18 protein-coding genes and 2 tRNA genes are annotated in these 18438 nt (G+C 59.6%); 3 read left to right on the top strand and 17 right to left on the bottom strand.

Features of this window, described 5'->3' with window-relative positions:
• Positions 1-226: 226 nt before the first annotated feature.
• The 14 genes from B9Z34_RS09465 to uvrB all read right to left on the bottom strand — a co-directional run bounded on the left by B9Z34_RS09465 (position 227) and on the right by uvrB (position 10512).
• The gene (locus tag B9Z34_RS09465) at positions 227-475 is read right to left on the bottom strand and encodes a hypothetical protein (protein ID WP_108427869.1); all 249 of its coding nucleotides are present in this window, start codon (positions 473-475) and stop codon (positions 227-229) included.
• Positions 472-1101 (bottom strand): response regulator transcription factor, encoded by a 630-nt coding sequence (locus B9Z34_RS09460; protein ID WP_108427868.1) that lies wholly within the window; start codon positions 1099-1101, stop codon positions 472-474. The genes B9Z34_RS09465 and B9Z34_RS09460 overlap by 4 nt, the downstream gene beginning before the upstream one ends.
• A gap of 291 nt (positions 1102-1392) precedes the next feature.
• Positions 1393-1469 (bottom strand) — tRNA-Pro (locus B9Z34_RS09455).
• A gap of 27 nt (positions 1470-1496) precedes the next feature.
• On the bottom strand, positions 1497-1952 hold the full coding sequence (locus tag B9Z34_RS09450) for a MerR family transcriptional regulator (protein ID WP_108427867.1): 456 nt from the start codon (positions 1950-1952) through the stop codon (positions 1497-1499).
• A gap of 147 nt (positions 1953-2099) precedes the next feature.
• Positions 2100-2174: transfer RNA gene (locus B9Z34_RS09445), tRNA-Val, on the bottom strand.
• Positions 2175-2262: 88 nt separating this feature from the next.
• Positions 2263-2973, bottom strand: coding sequence for a DNA polymerase III subunit epsilon (gene dnaQ, locus B9Z34_RS09440; RefSeq protein ID WP_108427866.1), 711 nt, complete (start codon positions 2971-2973; stop codon positions 2263-2265).
• 19 nt (positions 2974-2992) lie between these two features.
• Positions 2993-3331 carry an ISC system 2Fe-2S type ferredoxin gene (gene fdx / locus B9Z34_RS09435; RefSeq protein ID WP_108427907.1) on the bottom strand — a complete coding sequence of 113 codons (339 nt, stop codon included), beginning with the start codon at positions 3329-3331 and terminating at the stop codon, positions 2993-2995.
• 14 nt (positions 3332-3345) lie between these two features.
• Positions 3346-5211 (bottom strand): Fe-S protein assembly chaperone HscA, encoded by a 1866-nt coding sequence (hscA, locus tag B9Z34_RS09430; RefSeq protein WP_108427865.1) that lies wholly within the window; start codon positions 5209-5211, stop codon positions 3346-3348.
• 27 nt (positions 5212-5238) lie between these two features.
• Positions 5239-5754 carry a Fe-S protein assembly co-chaperone HscB gene (hscB, locus tag B9Z34_RS09425; protein ID WP_199220101.1) on the bottom strand — a complete coding sequence of 172 codons (516 nt, stop codon included), beginning with the start codon at positions 5752-5754 and terminating at the stop codon, positions 5239-5241.
• Between the two features lie 14 nt (positions 5755-5768).
• Positions 5769-6092, bottom strand: coding sequence for an iron-sulfur cluster assembly protein IscA (gene iscA, locus B9Z34_RS09420; RefSeq protein ID WP_108427864.1), 324 nt, complete (start codon positions 6090-6092; stop codon positions 5769-5771).
• A gap of 1 nt (position 6093) precedes the next feature.
• Positions 6094-6480, bottom strand: coding sequence for a Fe-S cluster assembly scaffold IscU (gene iscU, locus B9Z34_RS09415; RefSeq protein WP_019429402.1), 387 nt, complete (start codon positions 6478-6480; stop codon positions 6094-6096).
• 15 nt (positions 6481-6495) lie between these two features.
• Positions 6496-7713, bottom strand: coding sequence for an IscS subfamily cysteine desulfurase (locus B9Z34_RS09410; protein ID WP_108427863.1), 1218 nt, complete (start codon positions 7711-7713; stop codon positions 6496-6498).
• Between the two features lie 19 nt (positions 7714-7732).
• Positions 7733-8269 (bottom strand): Fe-S cluster assembly transcriptional regulator IscR, encoded by a 537-nt coding sequence (iscR, locus tag B9Z34_RS09405; protein ID WP_108427862.1) that lies wholly within the window; start codon positions 8267-8269, stop codon positions 7733-7735.
• Between the two features lie 125 nt (positions 8270-8394).
• On the bottom strand, positions 8395-10512 hold the full coding sequence (gene uvrB / locus B9Z34_RS09400) for an excinuclease ABC subunit UvrB (RefSeq protein ID WP_108427905.1): 2118 nt from the start codon (positions 10510-10512) through the stop codon (positions 8395-8397).
• Between the two features lie 128 nt (positions 10513-10640).
• On the opposite strand from uvrB, the gene B9Z34_RS09395 reads away from it, so the two are divergent.
• The 3 genes from B9Z34_RS09395 to rsxB all read left to right on the top strand — a co-directional run bounded on the left by B9Z34_RS09395 (position 10641) and on the right by rsxB (position 14168).
• The gene (locus B9Z34_RS09395) at positions 10641-11837 is read left to right on the top strand and encodes an amino acid aminotransferase (protein WP_108427861.1); all 1197 of its coding nucleotides are present in this window, start codon (positions 10641-10643) and stop codon (positions 11835-11837) included.
• Positions 11838-12006: 169 nt separating this feature from the next.
• Positions 12007-13473 (top strand): polyhydroxyalkanoate depolymerase, encoded by a 1467-nt coding sequence (locus tag B9Z34_RS09390; protein WP_108427904.1) that lies wholly within the window; start codon positions 12007-12009, stop codon positions 13471-13473.
• Positions 13474-13478: 5 nt separating this feature from the next.
• Positions 13479-14168, top strand: coding sequence for an electron transport complex subunit RsxB (gene rsxB, locus B9Z34_RS09385; RefSeq protein WP_108427860.1), 690 nt, complete (start codon positions 13479-13481; stop codon positions 14166-14168).
• Between the two features lie 112 nt (positions 14169-14280).
• On the opposite strand, the gene B9Z34_RS09380 is transcribed toward rsxB, so the two are convergent.
• The 3 genes from B9Z34_RS09380 to B9Z34_RS09370 all read right to left on the bottom strand — a co-directional run bounded on the left by B9Z34_RS09380 (position 14281) and on the right by B9Z34_RS09370 (position 18426).
• Positions 14281-14763: a VOC family protein gene (locus tag B9Z34_RS09380; RefSeq protein WP_108427859.1), complete on the bottom strand. Its 483-nt coding sequence runs from the start codon at positions 14761-14763 to the stop codon at positions 14281-14283.
• Positions 14764-16812, bottom strand: coding sequence for an acetyl/propionyl/methylcrotonyl-CoA carboxylase subunit alpha (locus B9Z34_RS09375; protein WP_108427858.1), 2049 nt, complete (start codon positions 16810-16812; stop codon positions 14764-14766).
• 81 nt (positions 16813-16893) lie between these two features.
• Positions 16894-18426 (bottom strand): acyl-CoA carboxylase subunit beta, encoded by a 1533-nt coding sequence (locus B9Z34_RS09370; protein WP_108427857.1) that lies wholly within the window; start codon positions 18424-18426, stop codon positions 16894-16896.
• Between the last annotated feature and the right edge of the window lie 12 nt (positions 18427-18438).

The raw sequence follows: 18438 nt of genomic DNA, 5'->3' as shown, positions 1-18438 counted from the left end.
TCGGACTGAAATAGCGTCCTAAGTTGTTGATTTGTATTGATTGTATCAACTTACATCAACGGGGGCAAACGGTATTAATTGCGGACTGTTAATCCGTAGGTCCCTGGTTCGAGCCCAGGTTGAGGAGCCAAAAAGTCAAGCCTCTGCACTCACGTGCAGGGGCTTTTTCTTTGGGTCGAACACTTGCGCGGTCTTCGTCAAGCCTGCCAAGGCGCCAACGGTCTGCTCAGAACCGGTTGTGCATGTCCGACGCCTCGGACCGTGCCTGCAATTTCTTGATCAGTTTGCGCCCCACATGCGCCTTGATGGCTGAAGAATAAAACGAGGTATCGCCCCCGTTTTCGAGCTGCAGCAACTGGGCGTGCGAAATCGCGTTTTCAATGGCGAAGCGGGCACTGTCCAAATGCGCTTGCAGCCTGAGCTTTTGCAACTCAGCGGCCTCCTCTTCAGACCAGGGTTCCCAGGTTTCGTTCATGGCTCCAACACTTTCGGATCGAGGCCTTTACACAAGGCCAGCAAGTCGGACAGCTGCGGTGTTTCCATCTTCTGCAAAACATTGGCACGGTGTTTTTTGGCCGTATCGGGCAAGATATCCAAACGCTCGGAGATGCCCTTGTTGGTGTAACCCTCCAGCATCAAAGTGAACACCGCACGTTCACGCGAACTCAGGGTCTGCCATTTACGGCGTATCTCATTTTTTTGAATGAAGGCTTGTCGGTTCAGGGTGTCGATCGCGAGGCCCCGTTCAATGGCGTCGATCAGGTCCTGGATCTGAAAAGGCTTCCACAAAAATTCGATCGGCTGGCCCTTCATGGCCCGGATGATTTCTTCGGAATGGCTTTCGCCGCTGATGAAGATGATGGGCGTGTGACGCCCCAGCGTTTTCATCTTTTCCTGTAACTCAATGCCGGACATTTGGGGCATGCGCACATCCAGCACCAACACCGCAGGGAACATGTCAAACGACTGCTGCAAGAACGCCTGCGCGCTGTCATAGCCCTCAATGCTGTAGCCCATCTGCCGCAGCAAATCAGTCAAATAGAAACGGATGTCAGAGTTGTCATCGACAACGTAAACATGACCGCTAGTGGAAGGGCTCATTTTAAATCACAAAATTATCAGACTTGTCAATATTAGGTATCAGGACTCGGTACGCCTATCCCCTTTTGGGGATATTTCGCATCATTTTTATGTTTGCAAGGTTTTGCGAAGCGCGCAGAACAACAGAAATGGCTATTGCAAGACGCGATTGCCAGCAAGGACAGCTAAAAGAGCTTCGACACGATCAAACCCTGAAACAACAATGTGACTACCGCTGTGTGCCATTGAAGTTTTTAATGCCACCAAGAAGAAAGGACTTAGCCCCTTTCGAAGCTAAGTCCTTGATTCATGTGGTCGGCGTGGCGGGATTCGAACTCGCGACCCCTTGCACCCCATGCAAGTGCGCTACCAGGCTGCGCTACACGCCGAGAAGACTGTGATTATAACCGGATAAATCATGCCCCAATGGTGAGCAGGGCCCTAATTTCTAGCAGTTCCTTGTGCAGAGGTGAGGAAGCGAACTCTGGAAGGGAAAATTCAGGGCCAGTCCAGATCAATTGATCTGCCGAAGGCTGAAGCAAGGCATCCGGGCGGCTGGGTGCATCAGTAGCTTCAAAGCCGACGGAGGCATCACGTCGCAGCTGACGGTCTGTCTGGACCAACTCCTGCAACCGGTTGCGTGCACCGCTGATGGTGAAGCCTTGGTCATAAAGCAAGTCACGGATGCGCCGGATCATCAACACTTCATGGTGCTGGTAATAACGGCGATTGCCCCTGCGTTTGACGGGCCGCAACTGCGTGAACTCCTGCTCCCAATAGCGCAAAACGTGTGGCTTGACACCGCACAATTCGCCCACTTCACCGATGGTGAAATAGCGTTTGGCTGGAATTGAGGGAAGCGGACTGTCCATGAACGACAACAAGTTACGTGGAAAACCTTGTAGCTTACTGCAACTGGGCCACTGACGTCCAGACGAATTCAAACGAAGCGAAAAAGGCCAGACAAAACAAAAAAGCACTTGGGATTTCTCTCAAGTGCTTTTTTAATCGGGAATTTTTGGTGGGCAGTACAAGTTTCGAACTTGTGACCCCTGCAGTGTGAATGCAGTGCTCTACCCCTGAGCTAACCGCCCTACGCTTCTCAGCGAAGACCTGAATTATGGCATAAAAATACCGCCGAATTGGCCCGTGCGCGCAAAAAATGGAGCCTTGTCAGCCCCCTCAAGCGATTTGTATCTGACGCCAAACGGTTTTGCCACCGCTGGATTTGTCAAGCTGAGACAGCACGTCTTCGTGCGCCGCCACCTCTTGTGCATTGGCCGACAAGATGGGCAAAGCGTATTGGCGCAAGTCCACTTGCACCACCACACTTTGCGAGTCACTGGGCGTATCGCCCGCATCGATCAACAAAGCCTCTTGCCCACGGGTCATGTTGATGTAAACGTCGGCCAGCAGTTCGGCATCGAGCAAAGCGCCGTGCAGCGTGCGGCCCGAGTTGTCCACTTCAAGCCGGTCGCACAAGGCATCCAGGCTGTTGCGCTTGCCCGGGAACATCTCCTTGGCCATGGCCAAGGTGTCGATCACGCCGCTGACATAGGCCTTCAAAGGCTTTTTGCCCACACGTTCGAGTTCCTTGTTCAAAAAGCCGATGTCAAAAGCCGCGTTGTGGATGATGAGTTCCGCATCGGCCAGGTAATCCAGGATTTCTTCGGCCAGTTCGGCAAACTTGGGCTTGTCGCGCAAAAACTCATTGCTGATGCCGTGCACCTTGAGCGCGTCTTCGTGGCTGTCGCGCTCGGGGTTGAAATAGAAATGCAGGTTGTTGCCGGTGAGCTTGCGCGCGTACAGCTCCACACAGCCCAGTTCGATGATGCGGTCGCCGCCTTCGGCCGACAGGCCAGTGGTTTCGGTGTCCAGAACGATTTGGCGCATGTCTTGTCGCTCCGTCTGTTCAGTGGTTTTCTTTGGCGTGGTTGATGGTGTAGCGGGGAATCTCGATCACCAAATCACTCTTGGCCACAAAAGCCTGGCAGCTCAAGCGCGAGTTCGGCTCTAGGCCCCAGGCGCGGTCGAGCAGGTCTTCTTCGGTTTCTTCCATCTCGTTGAGGGTGTTGAAGCCCTCACGCACCACCACATGGCAGGTGGTGCAGGCTGCGCTCATGTCACAAGCGTGTTCGATGTTGATGTGGTTGTCGAGCAGGGCTTCGCAAATGCTGGTGCCCGCAGGGGCGGTGATCTGCGCGCCTTGTGGACAGTACTCGGGATGGGGCAGGATTTTGATAACGGGCATGACGGTATTGTGGTTCACATCGACTGGATGTTCTGGCCAGCCAGGGCTTTTTGAATGCTGTGGTTCATGCGCTCGGCGGCAAAGGCTTCGGTGCCTTTGGCCAATGCCTGGGTACAGTCTTCCAGCGCTTTGGCGTCTTGCTCGGTCTGGATGGCCGCTTGCAAAGTGGCCAGGAGGGCATCGATGGCGGCCCGCTCTGCAGGGCTGAGCAAATCGCCATCTGCGGCCAAAGCACTGCGGGTGGCCAGCAGCATGCGGTCGGCATCGACCCGCGCCTCCACCAAGGCACGCGCTTTCATGTCGGCTTGCGCGGTGGTGAAGCTTTCTTGCAGCATGGTGGCAATCTGATCGTCGCTCAGGCCGTAAGACGGTTTGACGTCGATGCGGGCTTCGACACCGCTGATTTGTTCTTTGGCACCCACACTGAGCAGGCCGTCGGCATCGACCGTGAAGGTGACTCGGATGCGGGCAGCACCTGCAGCCATGGGCGGGATGCCACGCAGCTCAAAGCGGGCCAGGCTGCGGCAGTCTTGCACCAGATCGCGCTCGCCCTGCACCACATGCAGCGCCAGCGCGGTTTGGCCGTCCTGGTAGGTGGTGAAGTCTTGCGCCATGGCGGTGGGAATGGTCTGGTTGCGCGGGATGATGCGCTCGACCAAGCCGCCCATGGTCTCGATGCCCAAGGACAGCGGAATCACGTCGAGCAAGAGCAATTCGCCTGCGGCGTTGTTGCCCGCCAGTTGGTTGGCCTGAATGGCCGCGCCCAAAGCAACGACTTCGTCGGGGTTGAGGTTGTTTAGCGGAGCCTGGCCAAAAAAGTCGGCCACGGCTTGCTGAATTTGCGGCATGCGGGTGGAGCCGCCCACCATGACCACGCCTTGCACGTCTTCTTTGGCCAGTTTTGCATCGCGCAGCGCCTTGCGCACGGCGGTGATGCAGCGGGCCGTCAGGGATTGGGTGGCCTGCTCAAAATCGGCGCGGCTGATTTGTACCAACAAAGCGCCGGTGGACAGCGCCACATTCAAGCTGGCCGTGTCAGCGGTGGTCAAACCTTCTTTGGCTGCAAGAGCCGCTGCCTTGAGTTGGGTTTTGTCTTCGGCTGTGGCGGCTTGTAAGCCAGGCTGCTGGGCCAAGGCGAAGTCGGCCAGGGCTTGGTCGTAATCGTCACCGCCCAGGGCCGAGTCGCCGCCAGTCGACAACACTTCGAACACACCTTGCGTGAGGCGCAAGATGGAGATGTCAAACGTGCCGCCGCCCAGATCGAACACGGCATAAACGCCTTCGCTCGCGTTGTCTAGGCCATAGGCAATGGCCGCAGCAGTGGGTTCGTTGATCAGGCGCAGCACATTCAGGCCCGCCAACTGGGCCGCATCTTTGGTGGCCTGGCGCTGGGCGTCGTCAAAGTAAGCCGGCACAGTGATGACCGCACCGTACAGGTCGTCGTTGAAAGTGTCTTCGGCGCGGTATCGCAGCGTGGCCAGAATTTCTGCGCTCACCTCCACAGGCGATTTCGGGCCTTGCACGGTCTGAATGCTGAGCATCCCTTTGTCGCTGGCAGTAAATTCGTAAGGCAATTTGCTGCGGTCGGCGATGTCGTTCAGGCCACGGCCCATAAAGCGCTTGACCGAAGCGATGGTGTTGACCGGGTCGGTGGCCGCCGACTGCACCGCGTCAAAGCCGATCTGGCGGCCCTGCCCCGGCATGAAGCGCACGACCGAAGGCAGGATCACGCGGCCATCGCCGTCGGGCAAACACTCGGCCACGCCATTGCGCACCGAAGCCACCAGCGAATGGGTGGTGCCCAGGTCAATGCCCACCGCAATGCGACGCTGGTGCGGGTCGGGCGACTGGCCCGGTTCGGAAATCTGCAGTAAGGCCATGTTCAATCGGGAAAGTTCAGGTCAAGTTCAGGTCAACTGGTCGAGTTTAGCGTTCACTTCTTGCGTGAAGCGCTCGATGAACATCAGCGCCCTCACCTGCCCCACGGCCTGCGCAGGGTCTTTGTCGACATCCAGCCAACGGGCCAGCTCTTGCAGCACGCGCTGCTGCTCGGCGGCCACTTCATCGGCCAAATTCTCCAAGCCCTCTGCCGATTCAGTGTCGTCCAGCGTTTCGCGCCATTCCATCTGCTGCATGAGAAAGGCTGCGGGCATGGCCGTGTTGTTCTCTGCCTGCACGGGTGCACCGCGAAGTTCGCACAAATAGGCGGCGCGTTTGAGCGGGTCTTTCAGGCGCTGATACGCCTCGTTGATGCGCACCGACCACTGCATGGCCACACGCTGGGCGGCAGCGCCCTCGGCGGCGAAGCGGTCAGGGTGAGCTTCACGCTGCAGGGCTTTCCAGCGGGCGTCGAGTTGTGCGCGGTCCTGCACGAACTGCGCCGGCACATCAAACAGTTCGAAGTCGTTGGCTTGCAGCGAAATCACACGCTCAGGACTCACACGCGGAACGATTCACCGCAACCGCAGCGGTCACGCTCGTTGGGGTTGTTGAAGCGGAAGCCCTCGTTCAAGCCTTCGCGCACGAAGTCGAGCTCGGTGCCATCGATGTAGGCCAGGCTTTTGGGGTCCACCAACACCTTGACGCCGTGGCCTTCAAAGACCACGTCTTCCGGGGCGATTTCGTCCACGTACTCGAGCTTGTAAGCCAAACCCGAGCAGCCGGTGGTCTTGACGCCCAGGCGCACACCGACACCCGAGCCACGTTTGGCCAGGTAGCGGTTCACGTGCCGTGCGGCGGCAGCAGACAGTGTGATGGCCATGTCAGTTCAGGTGTTTCTTTTTGTAGTCGTCAACGGCGGCCTTGATGGCGTCTTCGGCCAGGATGGAGCAGTGGATTTTCACGGGCGGCAGCGCCAGCTCTTCGGCAATCTGGCTGTTCTTCAAGGCCGCTGCTTCGTCGAGGGTCTTGCCCTTGACCCACTCGGTGACGAGTGAGCTGGAGGCGATGGCCGAGCCGCAACCGTAGGTCTTGAAGCGTGCGTCTTCGATCACCCCGGTTTGCGGGTTGACCTTGATTTGCAACTTCATCACGTCGCCGCAAGCCGGTGCACCGACCATGCCGGTGCCCACGCTGTCATCGCCCTTGTCGAACGAGCCGACGTTGCGGGGGTTTTCGTAGTGGTCAACCACTTTTTCAGAATATGCCATGGTGTTTCTCCTTTATCAGTGGGCAGCCCACTGGATGGTGCTCAAGTCGATGCCGTCTTTGTGCATTTCCCACAAGGGGCTGAGTTCGCGCAGCTTGGCCACGTTCTCACGGATGGTTTTGATCGCGTAGTCGATGTCTTCTTCGGTGGTCCAGCGGCCAATCGTCATGCGCAAGCTGCTGTGGGCCAACTCGTCACTGCGGCCCAAGGCACGTAGCACATAGCTGGGCTCCAGGCTGGCCGAGGTGCAGGCCGAACCGGACGACACGGCCAAGCCTTTGATGCCCATGATCAGCGATTCGCCTTCGACGAAGTTGAAGCTCATGTTGATGTTGTGCGGCACGCGCTGGGTGGGGTGTCCGTTCAAAAACACCTGCTCCATGTCGCTCAGGCCGTTGATCAGGCGGTCGTGCAAGGCACGGGCCTTGGCGTTGTCTTGCGCCATTTCCAGCTTGGCAATACGGAACGCCTCGCCCATGCCCACGCACTGGTGGGTGGGCAAGGTGCCGGAACGCATGCCGCGCTCGTGACCGCCACCGTGCATTTGCGCTTCCAGGCGAATGCGGGGCTTGCGGCGCACATACAAAGCGCCAATGCCTTTGGGACCATAGGTTTTGTGCGAAGCCAGGCTCATCAAATCGATGGGCAGCTGGGTCATGTCAATCTCGACCTTGCCCGTGGCTTGCGCCGCATCGACGTGGAACACGATGCCTTTTTCGCGGCACAGGTTACCAATCGCGGCCACGTCCTGGATCACGCCGATTTCGTTGTTCACGAACATCACGCTGATCAGGATGGTGTCGGGGCGAATGGCGGCCTTGAGCGCATCCATGTTCAGCAAGCCATCGGCCTGCACATCCATGTAAGTGACTTCAAAACCCTGACGCTCGAGCTCGCGCATGGTGTCCAGCACAGCCTTGTGCTCGGTCTTGACGGTGATCAGGTGTTTGCCGCGCGATTTGTAGAAATGGGCTGCACCCTTGATGGCCAGGTTGTTGGACTCGGTCGCGCCGCTGGTCCAGACGATTTCACGGGGGTCGGCACCGATCAGGTCGGCCACTTGCTCGCGGGCTTTTTCAACGGCGGCTTCGGCTTCCCAGCCCCAGGCGTGGCTGCGGGAGGCAGGGTTGCCAAAGTGTTCGCGCAGCCAGGGGATGATGGCGTCCACCACGCGGGGATCACAAGGGTTGGTCGCGCCGTAGTCGAGATAAATAGGGAAGTGGGGCGTGGTCATGGGTGGTACTTCTTTTCAATCAGGATTTGGCAAACACATTGCCCAGGTCGAACACGGAATTGGGTCCGGTCAGGCGGATCGGCTTGCTGACCGGCATGGGGGAGATGGCGCGCTTGAGGGTGGGCTTGAGCTCTACCACCAGGCCCTTGGCCAGCTGGTCGTCCACCAGCTTTTGCAGGGACACCGAGTCCAGAAACTCGACCATTTTGGAATTGAGCGAGGCCCACAGGTCGTGCGTCATGCAGCGGCCATCGCCACCGTTGCAGTTTTCCTTCCCGCCGCAATGGGTGGCGTCGATGGGCTCGTCCACCGACAAAATGATGTCGGCCACGGTGATGTCCGTGGATTTGCGGCCCAGGGTGTAACCGCCGCCGGGACCACGGGTGGACTCGACCAGGTTGTGGCGGCGCAGCTTGCCAAACAACTGCTCCAGATAAGACAGGGAAATCTGTTGGCGCTGGCTGATGGCGGCCAAAGTCACGGGGCCGGCATCCTGGCGCAGGGCCAGATCGATCATGGCGGTGACAGCAAAACGGCCTTTGGTAGTGAGACGCATGGCAGACTCCTGAAGTGGGTAGGGGCTTGGTCTGAAGCCCGCCGGAGCGGGTTCCCGACTAAACGAGTCAAGTATAACGCAATCCCGATCAAATCACTCGGGTTATAGGGTCATTCACTTAGCGCTCAAGCCCGAATCAAAGGCACGACGTTGTCGCCGCCTGTCGCCCCGAAGGCCTGCTCTTTCAGGATGGTCAACTGGTCGCGCACCTGCGCCGCTTTTTCGAACTCCAGGTTGCGGGCGTGCTCCATCATTTGCTTTTCGAGCTGCTTGATGGCTTTGGCGATGTCTTTCTCGCTCATGTCCTCGACCTTGGCCCGCTGCAGCGCGGCCTGTTCCAGGCGCTCGGCTTCCTTGCCCGATTTTTCGCTGTAGACACCGTCGATCAGGTCCTTGACTTTTTTGACGATGCTCTGGGGCGTGATGCCCATGGCCTCGTTGTGCGCCAATTGCTTGATGCGCCGACGCTCAGTCTCACCCATGGCTTTTTTCATGGACTCGGTGATGCGGTCGGCGTACAAAATCGCCCGGCCGTTCAGGTTACGCGCAGCCCGGCCAATGGTCTGGATCAGGCTGCGTTCGGCGCGCAAGAAGCCTTCTTTATCGGCATCCAGAATCGCCACCAGCGACACCTCGGGAATGTCCAGGCCCTCGCGCAGCAGGTTGATGCCCACCAGCACATCGAAAGCACCCAGGCGCAGATCGCGCAAAATTTCGACGCGCTCCACCGTGTCCACATCGCTGTGCAGGTAGCGCACCTTCACACCGTTGTCGCTCAGGTAATCGGTCAGCTGCTCAGCCATGCGCTTGGTGAGTGTGGTGATCAGCACCCGCTCGTTCTTGTCCACCCGGATGCGGATCTCCTGCAGCACATCGTCCACCTGGTGGGTGGCGGGACGCACCTCGACCTGTGGGTCCACCAGCCCGGTGGGGCGCACAACTTGTTCGACCACCTTGCCCGAATGCGTTTTTTCGTAATCGGCCGGTGTGGCCGAAACAAAGATGCACTGGCGCATGCGCTTTTCAAACTCTTCAAACTTGAGCGGCCGGTTGTCCAGCGCGCTGGGCAGGCGAAAACCATACTCCACCAGCGTGGTCTTGCGCGCCTTGTCGCCGTTGTACATGGCGTTGAGCTGGCCGATCATCTGGTGGCTCTCGTCCAGAAACATGATGGCGTCGGGCGGCATGTAATCGGTCAGCGTGCTGGGCGGGTCGCCCGGAGCCGCACCCGACAAATGCCGGGTGTAGTTTTCAATGCCTTTGCAGTGGCCCACCTCGGACAGCATTTCCAGATCAAACCGGGTGCGCTGCTCCAGACGTTGCGCTTCAACCAGCTTGCCCATGCCCACCAATTCTTTGAGGCGCTGGGCCAGCTCCAGCTTGATGGTCTCGACCGCCGCCAGCACCTTGTCACGGGGCGTCACGTAGTGGCTAGACGGGTAAACCGTGAAACGCGGGATCTTCTGGCGGATGCGGCCTGTCAACGGATCAAACAGCTGCAGGCTCTCGATCTCGTCGTCAAACAGCTCGATGCGAATCGCCAGCTCGGAATGCTCGGCCGGGAACACGTCGATCGTGTCGCCGCGCACCCGAAACTTGCCACGGCTGAACTCCATGTCGTTGCGCTGGTACTGCATGCGGATCAGCTGGGCGATCACGTCACGCTGGCCCAACTTGTCGCCCGTGCGCAGCGTCATGATCATGCGGTGGTAGCTCTCGGGCTCACCAATGCCGTAGATGGCCGACACCGTGGCCACGATCACCACGTCGCGCCGCTCCATGATGCTTTTGGTGCAACTCAGGCGCATCTGCTCGATGTGCTCATTGATCGCGCTGTCCTTTTCGATGAACAAATCGCGCTGGGGCACATAGGCCTCGGGCTGGTAATAGTCGTAGTAGCTGACGAAGTACTCGACCGCGTTTTTAGGGAAAAACTCGCGGAACTCGCTGTACAGCTGCGCGGCCAGCGTTTTGTTGGGCGCAAACACGATGGCGGGACGCCCCAGCCGTGCGATCACATTGGCCATGGTGAAGGTCTTGCCCGAGCCGGTCACGCCCAGCAGGGTCTGGAACACCTCGCCGTCGTGCACGCCCTCGACCAGCTGCTCAATGGCCACAGGCTGGTCGCCTGCGGGCGGGTACGGCTGGTACAACTCAAACGGGGAGCCGGGGTAACTGACAAACTTCCCCGCTGCGTACTTGTCCGCATCAGACACAACTTCAACAACAGGAACTTCGGGCACGGTGGACATCTTTGTAAGCGCGGCCTGGCTAAACCAGGCGGCGGGGGCCGTTAAAATCAGGAATAACCCGAAAGCCTAACCGAGGAACGGGTTTCCTGCCACCACTGAACACAATCCAAGGACTTTCCATGTCTCTGTTTTCCGCCGTCGAAATGGCCCCCCGCGACCCGATCCTGGGTCTGAACGAGCAATACAACGCCGACACCAACCCCAACAAGGTGAACCTGGGTGTGGGCGTGTACTTCGACGACGCTGGCAAACTGCCTCTGCTCCAATGCGTGCAGGCCGCCGAAAAAGCCATGATGGACAAGCCCGCGCCACGCGGCTACCTGCCGATCGACGGCATCGTGGCTTATGACAACGCGGTCAAGGCGCTGGTGTTTGGCGCCGATTCGGACGTGGTCCAATCCGGCCGCGTATCCACCGTGCAAGCCATTGGCGGCACGGGCGGCCTGAAGATTGGCGCCGACTTCCTGAAAAAGGTCAGCCCCAATGCCAAAGTGCTGATTTCCGACCCCAGCTGGGAAAACCACCGCGCCATCTTCGTGAACGCCGGTTTTGAAGTCGGCAGCTACGCCTACTACGACGCGGCCAAGCGCGGCGTCAACTTCGAGGGCATGCTGGCCAGCCTGAACGCTGCCGAGGCCGGCACCATCGTCGTGCTGCACGCCTGCTGCCACAACCCCACGGGTTATGACATCACCGACGCCCAGTGGGACCAGGTCATTGCCGTCGTTAAAGCCAAGGGCCTGACCGCGTTCCTCGACATGGCTTACCAGGGCTTTGGCCACGGCATTGCCGAAGACGGCGCGGTGATCGGCAAGTTTGTGGCGGCGGGCCTGAACATCTTCGTGTCCACGTCTTTTTCCAAGAGCTTCAGCCTGTACGGTGAGCGCGTGGGTGCTCTTTCGGTGGTGGCGTCTGACAAGGAAGAAGCCAGCCGCGTGCTGAGCCAACTCAAGATCGCCATCCGCACCAACTACTCCAACCCGCCCATCCACGGTGGTGCCGTGGTTGCGGCCGTGCTGGGCAACCCCGAGCTGCGTGCCCAGTGGGAGGCCGAGTTGGCCGAAATGCGTGTGCGCATCAAGGCCATGCGCCAGAAGCTGGTCGACGGCCTGAAAGCCGCTGGCGTGAAACAGGACATGTCCTTCATCACCCAACAGATTGGCATGTTCAGCTACTCGGGCCTGACCAAAGACCAAATGGTGCGCCTGCGCAACGAATTCGGCGTGTACGGCACCGACACCGGCCGCATGTGCGTGGCCGCGCTCAACAGCAAAAACATCGACTACGTATGTGCGGCAATTGCCAAAGTCGTCTGACTTGACCCCCATCAAGGCTGACAGCTTGCTTGCAACCGCCCCCGACGGGGCGGTTTATTTTTGGGCGGTCCGGAATGTGACTGCCGATTAGGGTCATCACTCCAAAAATTCGGGTTCGACTCCTGTAGCATTGCTGCAGCGCACCATTCGTCGCCAGGGAAACCGTCACATGCTTTATCAGATTTTTGAAACCCAACGCTCCATCATGGAGCCTTTCGCCGATCTGGCCCAAGCTGCAGCCAAGCTCTACAGCAACCCCTTGAACCCCATGGCGCAAACTCCCCTGGCTCAGCGCGTCTCGGCCGGTTACGCCCTGATGCACCGCCTGGGCAAGGACTACGAAAAACCCGAGTTCGGCATCCGCACGGTCAAGGTCAACAAGACCGATGTGGCCATCCACGAGCGGGTCGAAATTGACAAGCCTTTTTGCGAGTTGCGCCGTTTCAAGCGTTTCTCGGACGACCCCGCCACTTTGACGATGCTCAAGGCCCAACCTGCGGTCTTGATCGTGGCCCCCTTGTCGGGCCACTACGCCACTTTGCTGCGCGACACCGTCAAAACCATGTTGCAAGACCACAAGGTCTACATCACCGACTGGAAAAACGCCCGCTTGGTGCCTTTGTCCGACGGTGAGTTCCACCTGGACGATTACATCAACTATGTGCAGGAATTCATCCGCCACCTGCAGGCCATCTACGGCCACTGCCATGTGGTGAGCGTTTGCCAGCCCACCGTGCCGGTGCTTGCCGCCGTGTCCTTGATGGCCAGCCGCGGCGAAAAGACGCCCTTGACCATGACCATGATGGGCGGCCCCATCGATGCGCGCAAGTCGCCCACTTCGGTGAACAACCTGGCCACCAACAAGAGCTTCGAGTGGTTCGAAAACAACGTGATCTACCGCGTGCCCCCCTCCTTCCCGGGCGCGGGTCGCCGCGTGTACCCCGGCTTCTTGCAATACACCGGCTTTGTGGCCATGAATCCCGATCGCCATGCCAACAGCCATTACGACTACTTCAAGGACCTGATCAAGGGGGACGACGCCAGCGCCGAAGCCCACCGCAAGTTCTATGACGAGTACAACGCCGTGCTCGACATGGACGCCGATTACTACCTGGAGACCATCCAGACCGTGTTCCAGGAATTCAAACTGGTCAACGGCACATGGGACGTGAAGGGCGTGGATGGCAAGATCGAGCGCGTGCGCCCACAAGACATCAAGACCACCGCCTTGCTGACCGTGGAAGGTGAGCTCGACGACATCTCCGGCTCGGGCCAGACCCGCGCAGCGCAAGACCTTTGCAGCGGTGTGCCCGCCAACGAACGCCTGCACCTGGAAGTGCCCGGCGCAGGCCATTACGGCATCTTCAGCGGTCGGCGCTGGCGCGACATCGTCTACCCGCAACTGGTCAAGTTCATCCTGAACCACTCGACCAAAACGGCCGCCAAAGGCTCGGTAACGGCCCAGCCCAAGGCAGTCAGTGCCGTGGCCAAGAAGGCAGTCCAGACCAAACCCGTACAAACGGTGGCCAAGACCGCCCTCAAGTCTGTGGCCAAAGCCACGAGCAAGGCCGCTGCAGCCACCCCGCCCAGAGGCTCCATCCAAACCACCTGGGTCCAGCCCAAGAAAAAAGCCTGAGGCCCATGCCCGCTTTGCCAAGATCAGCGCCTGAGACCCAGGCGCTTTTTCTATTGCTGAACGACGCCCTGCCCCAAACGCAGTGCACGCGGTGCGGCTATCCCGACTGCGCCAGCTACGCCCGGGCCATGGCCAATGGTCAAGCGCCCATCAACCAATGCCCGCCGGGTGGACAAGCAGGTATCGAGCGCTTGGCTGCGCTGACGGGTCAGCCAGTGGAACCCCTCAACCCTGAGCATGGCATCGAAGGCCCCCGCCATGTGGCCATCATCGATGAAGCCTGGTGCATCGGCTGCACGCTGTGCATCAAGGCCTGCCCGACCGACGCGATTTTGGGCGCCAACAAACTGATGCACACCGTGATCGAGCCCTGGTGCACGGGCTGCGAGCTGTGCATTCCGGTGTGCCCGGTGGACTGCATTGCGCTGGAGAACGTGACCGGCACGCAAACCGGCTGGGCTGCCTGGTCTGCGGAACAAGCCCACACCGCACGCGAGCGCTACACCTCACGCCAGCAACGCCTGTTGCGCGAAGAAGCCGAGCACCAAAGGCAATTGCAAGCCAAAGCCGAGCACAAACTGGCCGATTTGGCTGCGCACACCAAGAGCAGCGACATCGCAACCGAAGTGGACCGCAAACGCGCCATCATCGAGGCGGCGTTGGCCAAGGCCAAAGCTCGGCAGACCGGTGCTTGACGGGCTGCTGCGCCCGGTCTTAGCCATCTTGATCGCTGGTCCATGCCTTCGTTTGTCATGGATACCCGCATGCGCGGGCATGACAGATCCGGACCTTAAGACCCAATTTCGTTCAGTGTGCATGGGTCGCCAAAGCCGCAAAGGCCTTGACCACTTCGGGGGGGGCCTGCACCAGCTCGATCAACACGCCCTCGCCGCCAATCGGGAACTCGTCGTTCGCCTTGGGGTGCAAGAAGGTGATGTCAAAACCGGCCGCGCCCTTGCGGATGCCGCCGGGTGCAAAGCGCACGCCTTGTGACGCGAGCCACTCGACCGCCACTGGCAGATTGTCGATCCACAAGCCGATGTGGTTGAGCGGCGTGGTGTGTACGGCAGGCTTTTTCTCGGGGTCCAGCGGCTGCATCAAATCGACCTCGACCTTGAACGAGCCAGAGCCGATGGCGCAGATGTCTTCGTCCACGTTCTCGCGTTCGCTTTGGAAGGTGCCGGTCACTTCCAGGCCGAACATGTCGACCCAGAGTTTTTGCAAGCGGGCCTTGTCAGGCCCGCCGATGGCGATTTGCTGGACGCCCAGCACTTTGAAGGGGCGTGTCATTTATTCAAACTCCACGATCATCTGGTCCACGGTGAGCGATTCGCCTTTGGCGGCGACCACTTTCTTGACCACGCCGTCTTGCGCGGCAAACAGCACGTTTTCCATTTTCATGGCTTCGATCACGGCCACACGCTCGCCCGCCTGCACCTTCTGGCCAGGCTGCACCGCCACGTCCACCAGCAAACCGGGCATCGGCGAGAGCACATAGCGGCTCAGATCCGGCGGGGCCTTGTAAGGCATGAGCTTGTGCAGCTCGGCCATGCGGGGCGACATGACCAAGGCCTCGATGCGCGTGCCGTTGTGCTGCACCTGCAGGGCCAAGGGGTTCTTCAAGGTGCCGCGCTCGACTTGCGCAGTGAAGGGTTTGCCGTTGCAGGTGCCTTCAATGCGGATGTCGTTCAGGCGCGAGTTGCTCTCCATGGCATAGGTTTTGCCGTCCACCGTGATCTGCGCCACGCCGGGTTTGCCCGGGAATTCGTCCACATGCACAGCCACATAGCGGTTCTGCCCGCCCTGCCCCAACTCGACCACCGCATAGTCCTGGCCAATCTTGACGTCGTAGCCGGGCAACTGACCGCTGAGGTTGGCAGCACGTTCGCGCGACTTGCGGCGCACAAAGGCGGCCAGTGCAGCCAGGAAGTCGTGGTCGTCGTGCGGCACGTCTTCGGCGCGGAAGCCCTTGCCGTACTGCTCGGCGATGAAGCCAGTGTTGAATTCACCCGAGACAAAACGCGGGTGCGCCAGCAAAGCAGCCTGGAACGGGATGTTGGAGCTGATGCCACGAATGACAAAACCATTCAAGGCTTCGCGCATTTTGGCGATCGCGTCGTTGCGGTCTTTGCCGTGCACGATCAGTTTGGCGATCATCGAGTCGTAAAACATCGGGATCTCGCCGCCGTCCTGCACACCCGTGTCCACGCGCACGCCCAGCAGGTCGGCGGTGTTGGCCTGGAACATGGTTTGTTTGGGTGTCTGGAAACGCACCAGACGGCCCGTGGAAGGCAGGAAGTTGCGGAACGGGTCTTCTGCGTTGATGCGACACTCGATGGCCCAGCCGTTGCGCTTGACGTCTTTCTGCTCGATCGGCAGCTTCTCGCCAGCGGCCACACGGATCATCATCTCGACCAGGTCCAGACCCGTGATCGCTTCGGTCACCGGGTGCTCCACCTGCAGGCGGGTGTTCATCTCCAGGAAGTAAAAGCTCTGGTCTTTGCCGACCACAAACTCCACCGTGCCAGCGCTTTGGTATTTCACCGCCTTGGCCAGTTGCACCGCCTGCTCGCCCATGGCTTTGCGGGTGATTTCAGAAATGAAGGGCGAAGGTGCCTCTTCGATCACCTTCTGGTGGCGGCGCTGGATGGAGCACTCGCGCTCGTTCAGGTAAATCACATTGCCGTGGCTGTCGCCCAGCACCTGGATTTCGATGTGGCGCGGTTCCTCGACAAATTTTTCGATGAACACGCGGTCATCGCCAAAGCTGTTGCGTGCTTCGTTGCGGCAAGAGGTGAAGCCCTCCAAAGCCTCTTTGTCGTTGAAGGCCACGCGCAGGCCTTTGCCGCCGCCGCCTGCCGACGCCTTGATCATGACGGGGTAGCCAATGCCCTTGGCAATTTCAACCGCCTTCTCAGCGCTTTCAATCGCATCGTTCACACCGGGAATGCAGTTCACGCCAGCAGCGCCCGCAAGCTTTTTGGACTCGATCTTGTCGCCCATGGCGGCAATCGAGAAGTGGCGCGGACCGATGAAGGCGATGCCCTCGTCTTCGCAGCGCTTGGCAAACTCGGCGTTCTCGCTCAGGAAGCCGTAGCCGGGGTGGATGGCTTGCGCGCCCGTGGCTTTGGCGGCTGCGATGATTTTGTCGGCCACCAGATACGACTCGCGCGAAGGTGCGGGGCCGAGCAACACGGCTTCGTCGGCCAGCTGCACATGGCGGGCCTCCTTGTCGGCTTCGGAGTAAACGGCCACGGTCTGGATGCCCATTTTGTGGGCGGTGGCGATGACGCGGCAGGCGATTTCACCGCGGTTGGCAATCAAAATTTTCTTGAACATATGGAATCCTTTTATCTGTCATCCCGGGCTTGACCCGGGATCCATGGATGGCGGCTCACGTCCGCCATGACGGGGTAGCGATCACAGTGGAATGTTCCCGTGCTTGCGCCAGGGGTTCTCGATCTTCTTGTCCTTGAGCATCACCAGCGAGCGGCAGATGCGCTTGCGGGTCTCGTGCGGCTGGATCACGTCGTCGATGAAGCCGCGTGCGCCCGCCACAAAGGGGTTGGCGAAACGGGCTTTGTATTCGGCTTCCTTGGCGGCCAGTTTCTCGGGGTCGCCCTTGTCTTCGCGGAAGATGATTTCCACCGCGCCTTTGGCCCCCATGACCGCGATTTCGGCGTTGGGCCAGGCAAAGTTCACGTCGCCGCGCAGGTGCTTGGAAGCCATCACGTCGTACGCGCCGCCATAAGCCTTGCGGGTGATGACGGTGATTTTCGGCACGGTGCATTCGGCGTACGCATACAGCAGCTTGGCGCCGTGCTTGATGATGCCGCCGAACTCCTGGCTGGTGCCGGGCATGAAACCGGGCACGTCGACAAAGGTGATGACGGGGATGTTGAACGCATCGCAAAAACGCACAAAACGGGCGGCTTTGATCGAGCTCTTGATGTCGAGACATCCGGCCAGCACCAGCGGCTGGTTGGCCACGATGCCCACGGTCTGGCCTTCCATGCGGGCAAAGCCGATCAGGATGTTCTTGGCGTAATCAGGTTGCAGTTCAAAGAAGTCGCCATCGTCCACGGTCTTGACGATGAGTTCCTTCATGTCATAGGCCTTGTTGGGGTTCTCGGGCACCAGGGTGTCCAGGCTCATGTCCATGCGACCCGACGGGTCACCGCTGGGGCGCACAGGCGCTTTTTCGCGGTTGTTGAGCGGCAGGTAGTTGTAGAGGCGGCGCAGCATCAAGAGCGCTTCCACATCGTTCTCGAAGGCCATGTCGGCCACGCCGCTCTTGGTGGTGTGTGTCAGGGCGCCACCCAGCTCTTCGGCGGTCACTTCTTCGTGCGTCACGGTCTTGACCACTTCGGGGCCGGTCACAAACATGTAAGACGTGTCCTTGACCATGAAGATGAAATCGGTCAAAGCAGGCGAATACACCGCACCACCCGCCGAGGGGCCCATGATCATGCTGATCTGGGGCACCACACCGCTGGCCATCACGTTGCGCTGGAACACGTCGGCATAACCACCCAAGGACGCCACGCCTTCTTGAATACGCGCACCGCCCGAATCATTGAGGCCAATCACCGGCGCGCCGACCTTCATGGCCTGATCCATGATCTTGCAGATCTTCTCGGCGTGGGTTTCCGACAAAGCACCGCCGTAGACGGTGAAGTCCTGGCTGAACACAAACACCAGGCGGCCGTTGATCATGCCGTAGCCCGTCACCACACCGTCGCCGGGGATCTTGTTGTCCTGCATGCCAAAGTCGGTGCAGCGGTGCTCGACGAACATGTCCCACTCTTCGAAAGTGCCTTCGTCGAGCAAGACCTCGATGCGCTCACGCGCGGTGAGCTTGCCTTTGGCGTGCTGCGCATCGATGCGTTTTTGCCCGCCGCCCAAGCGGGCCGCAGCGCGCTTTTTTTCCAGTTGTTCAATGATGTCTTGCATGTTGTCAGCTCC

The sequence above is a fragment of the Limnohabitans sp. Hippo3 genome (assembly GCF_003063665.1).
In the GTDB taxonomy this organism is placed as follows: Bacteria; Pseudomonadota; Gammaproteobacteria; order Burkholderiales; family Burkholderiaceae_C; genus Limnohabitans_A.
The sequence above is the reverse complement of the archived record's forward strand: the minus strand, read 5'-3'. Positions and strand labels throughout refer to the sequence as shown.

Excerpts from the sequence above, each read along its gene's own strand:
- B9Z34_RS09465 (WP_108427869.1), bottom strand. The coding sequence starts at position 475 with ATGAACGAAACCTGGGAACCCTGGTCTGAAGAGGAGGCCGCTGAGTTG.
- B9Z34_RS09460 (WP_108427868.1), bottom strand. The coding sequence starts at position 1,101 with ATGAGCCCTTCCACTAGCGGTCATGTTTACGTTGTCGATGACAACTCT.
- B9Z34_RS09450 (WP_108427867.1), bottom strand. The coding sequence starts at position 1,952 with ATGGACAGTCCGCTTCCCTCAATTCCAGCCAAACGCTATTTCACCATC.
- dnaQ (WP_108427866.1), bottom strand. The coding sequence starts at position 2,973 with ATGCGCCAAATCGTTCTGGACACCGAAACCACTGGCCTGTCGGCCGAA.
- fdx (WP_108427907.1), bottom strand. The coding sequence starts at position 3,331 with ATGCCCGTTATCAAAATCCTGCCCCATCCCGAGTACTGTCCACAAGGC.
- hscA (WP_108427865.1), bottom strand. The coding sequence starts at position 5,211 with ATGGCCTTACTGCAGATTTCCGAACCGGGCCAGTCGCCCGACCCGCAC.
- iscA (WP_108427864.1), bottom strand. The coding sequence starts at position 6,092 with ATGGCCATCACACTGTCTGCTGCCGCCGCACGGCACGTGAACCGCTAC.
- iscU (WP_019429402.1), bottom strand. The coding sequence starts at position 6,480 with ATGGCATATTCTGAAAAAGTGGTTGACCACTACGAAAACCCCCGCAAC.
- B9Z34_RS09410 (WP_108427863.1), bottom strand. The coding sequence starts at position 7,713 with ATGACCACGCCCCACTTCCCTATTTATCTCGACTACGGCGCGACCAAC.
- iscR (WP_108427862.1), bottom strand. The coding sequence starts at position 8,269 with ATGCGTCTCACTACCAAAGGCCGTTTTGCTGTCACCGCCATGATCGAT.
- B9Z34_RS09395 (WP_108427861.1), top strand. The coding sequence starts at position 10,641 with ATGTCTCTGTTTTCCGCCGTCGAAATGGCCCCCCGCGACCCGATCCTG.
- B9Z34_RS09390 (WP_108427904.1), top strand. The coding sequence starts at position 12,007 with ATGCTTTATCAGATTTTTGAAACCCAACGCTCCATCATGGAGCCTTTC.
- rsxB (WP_108427860.1), top strand. The coding sequence starts at position 13,479 with ATGCCCGCTTTGCCAAGATCAGCGCCTGAGACCCAGGCGCTTTTTCTA.
- B9Z34_RS09380 (WP_108427859.1), bottom strand. The coding sequence starts at position 14,763 with ATGACACGCCCCTTCAAAGTGCTGGGCGTCCAGCAAATCGCCATCGGC.
- B9Z34_RS09375 (WP_108427858.1), bottom strand. The coding sequence starts at position 16,812 with ATGTTCAAGAAAATTTTGATTGCCAACCGCGGTGAAATCGCCTGCCGC.
- B9Z34_RS09370 (WP_108427857.1), bottom strand. The coding sequence starts at position 18,426 with ATGCAAGACATCATTGAACAACTGGAAAAAAAGCGCGCTGCGGCCCGC.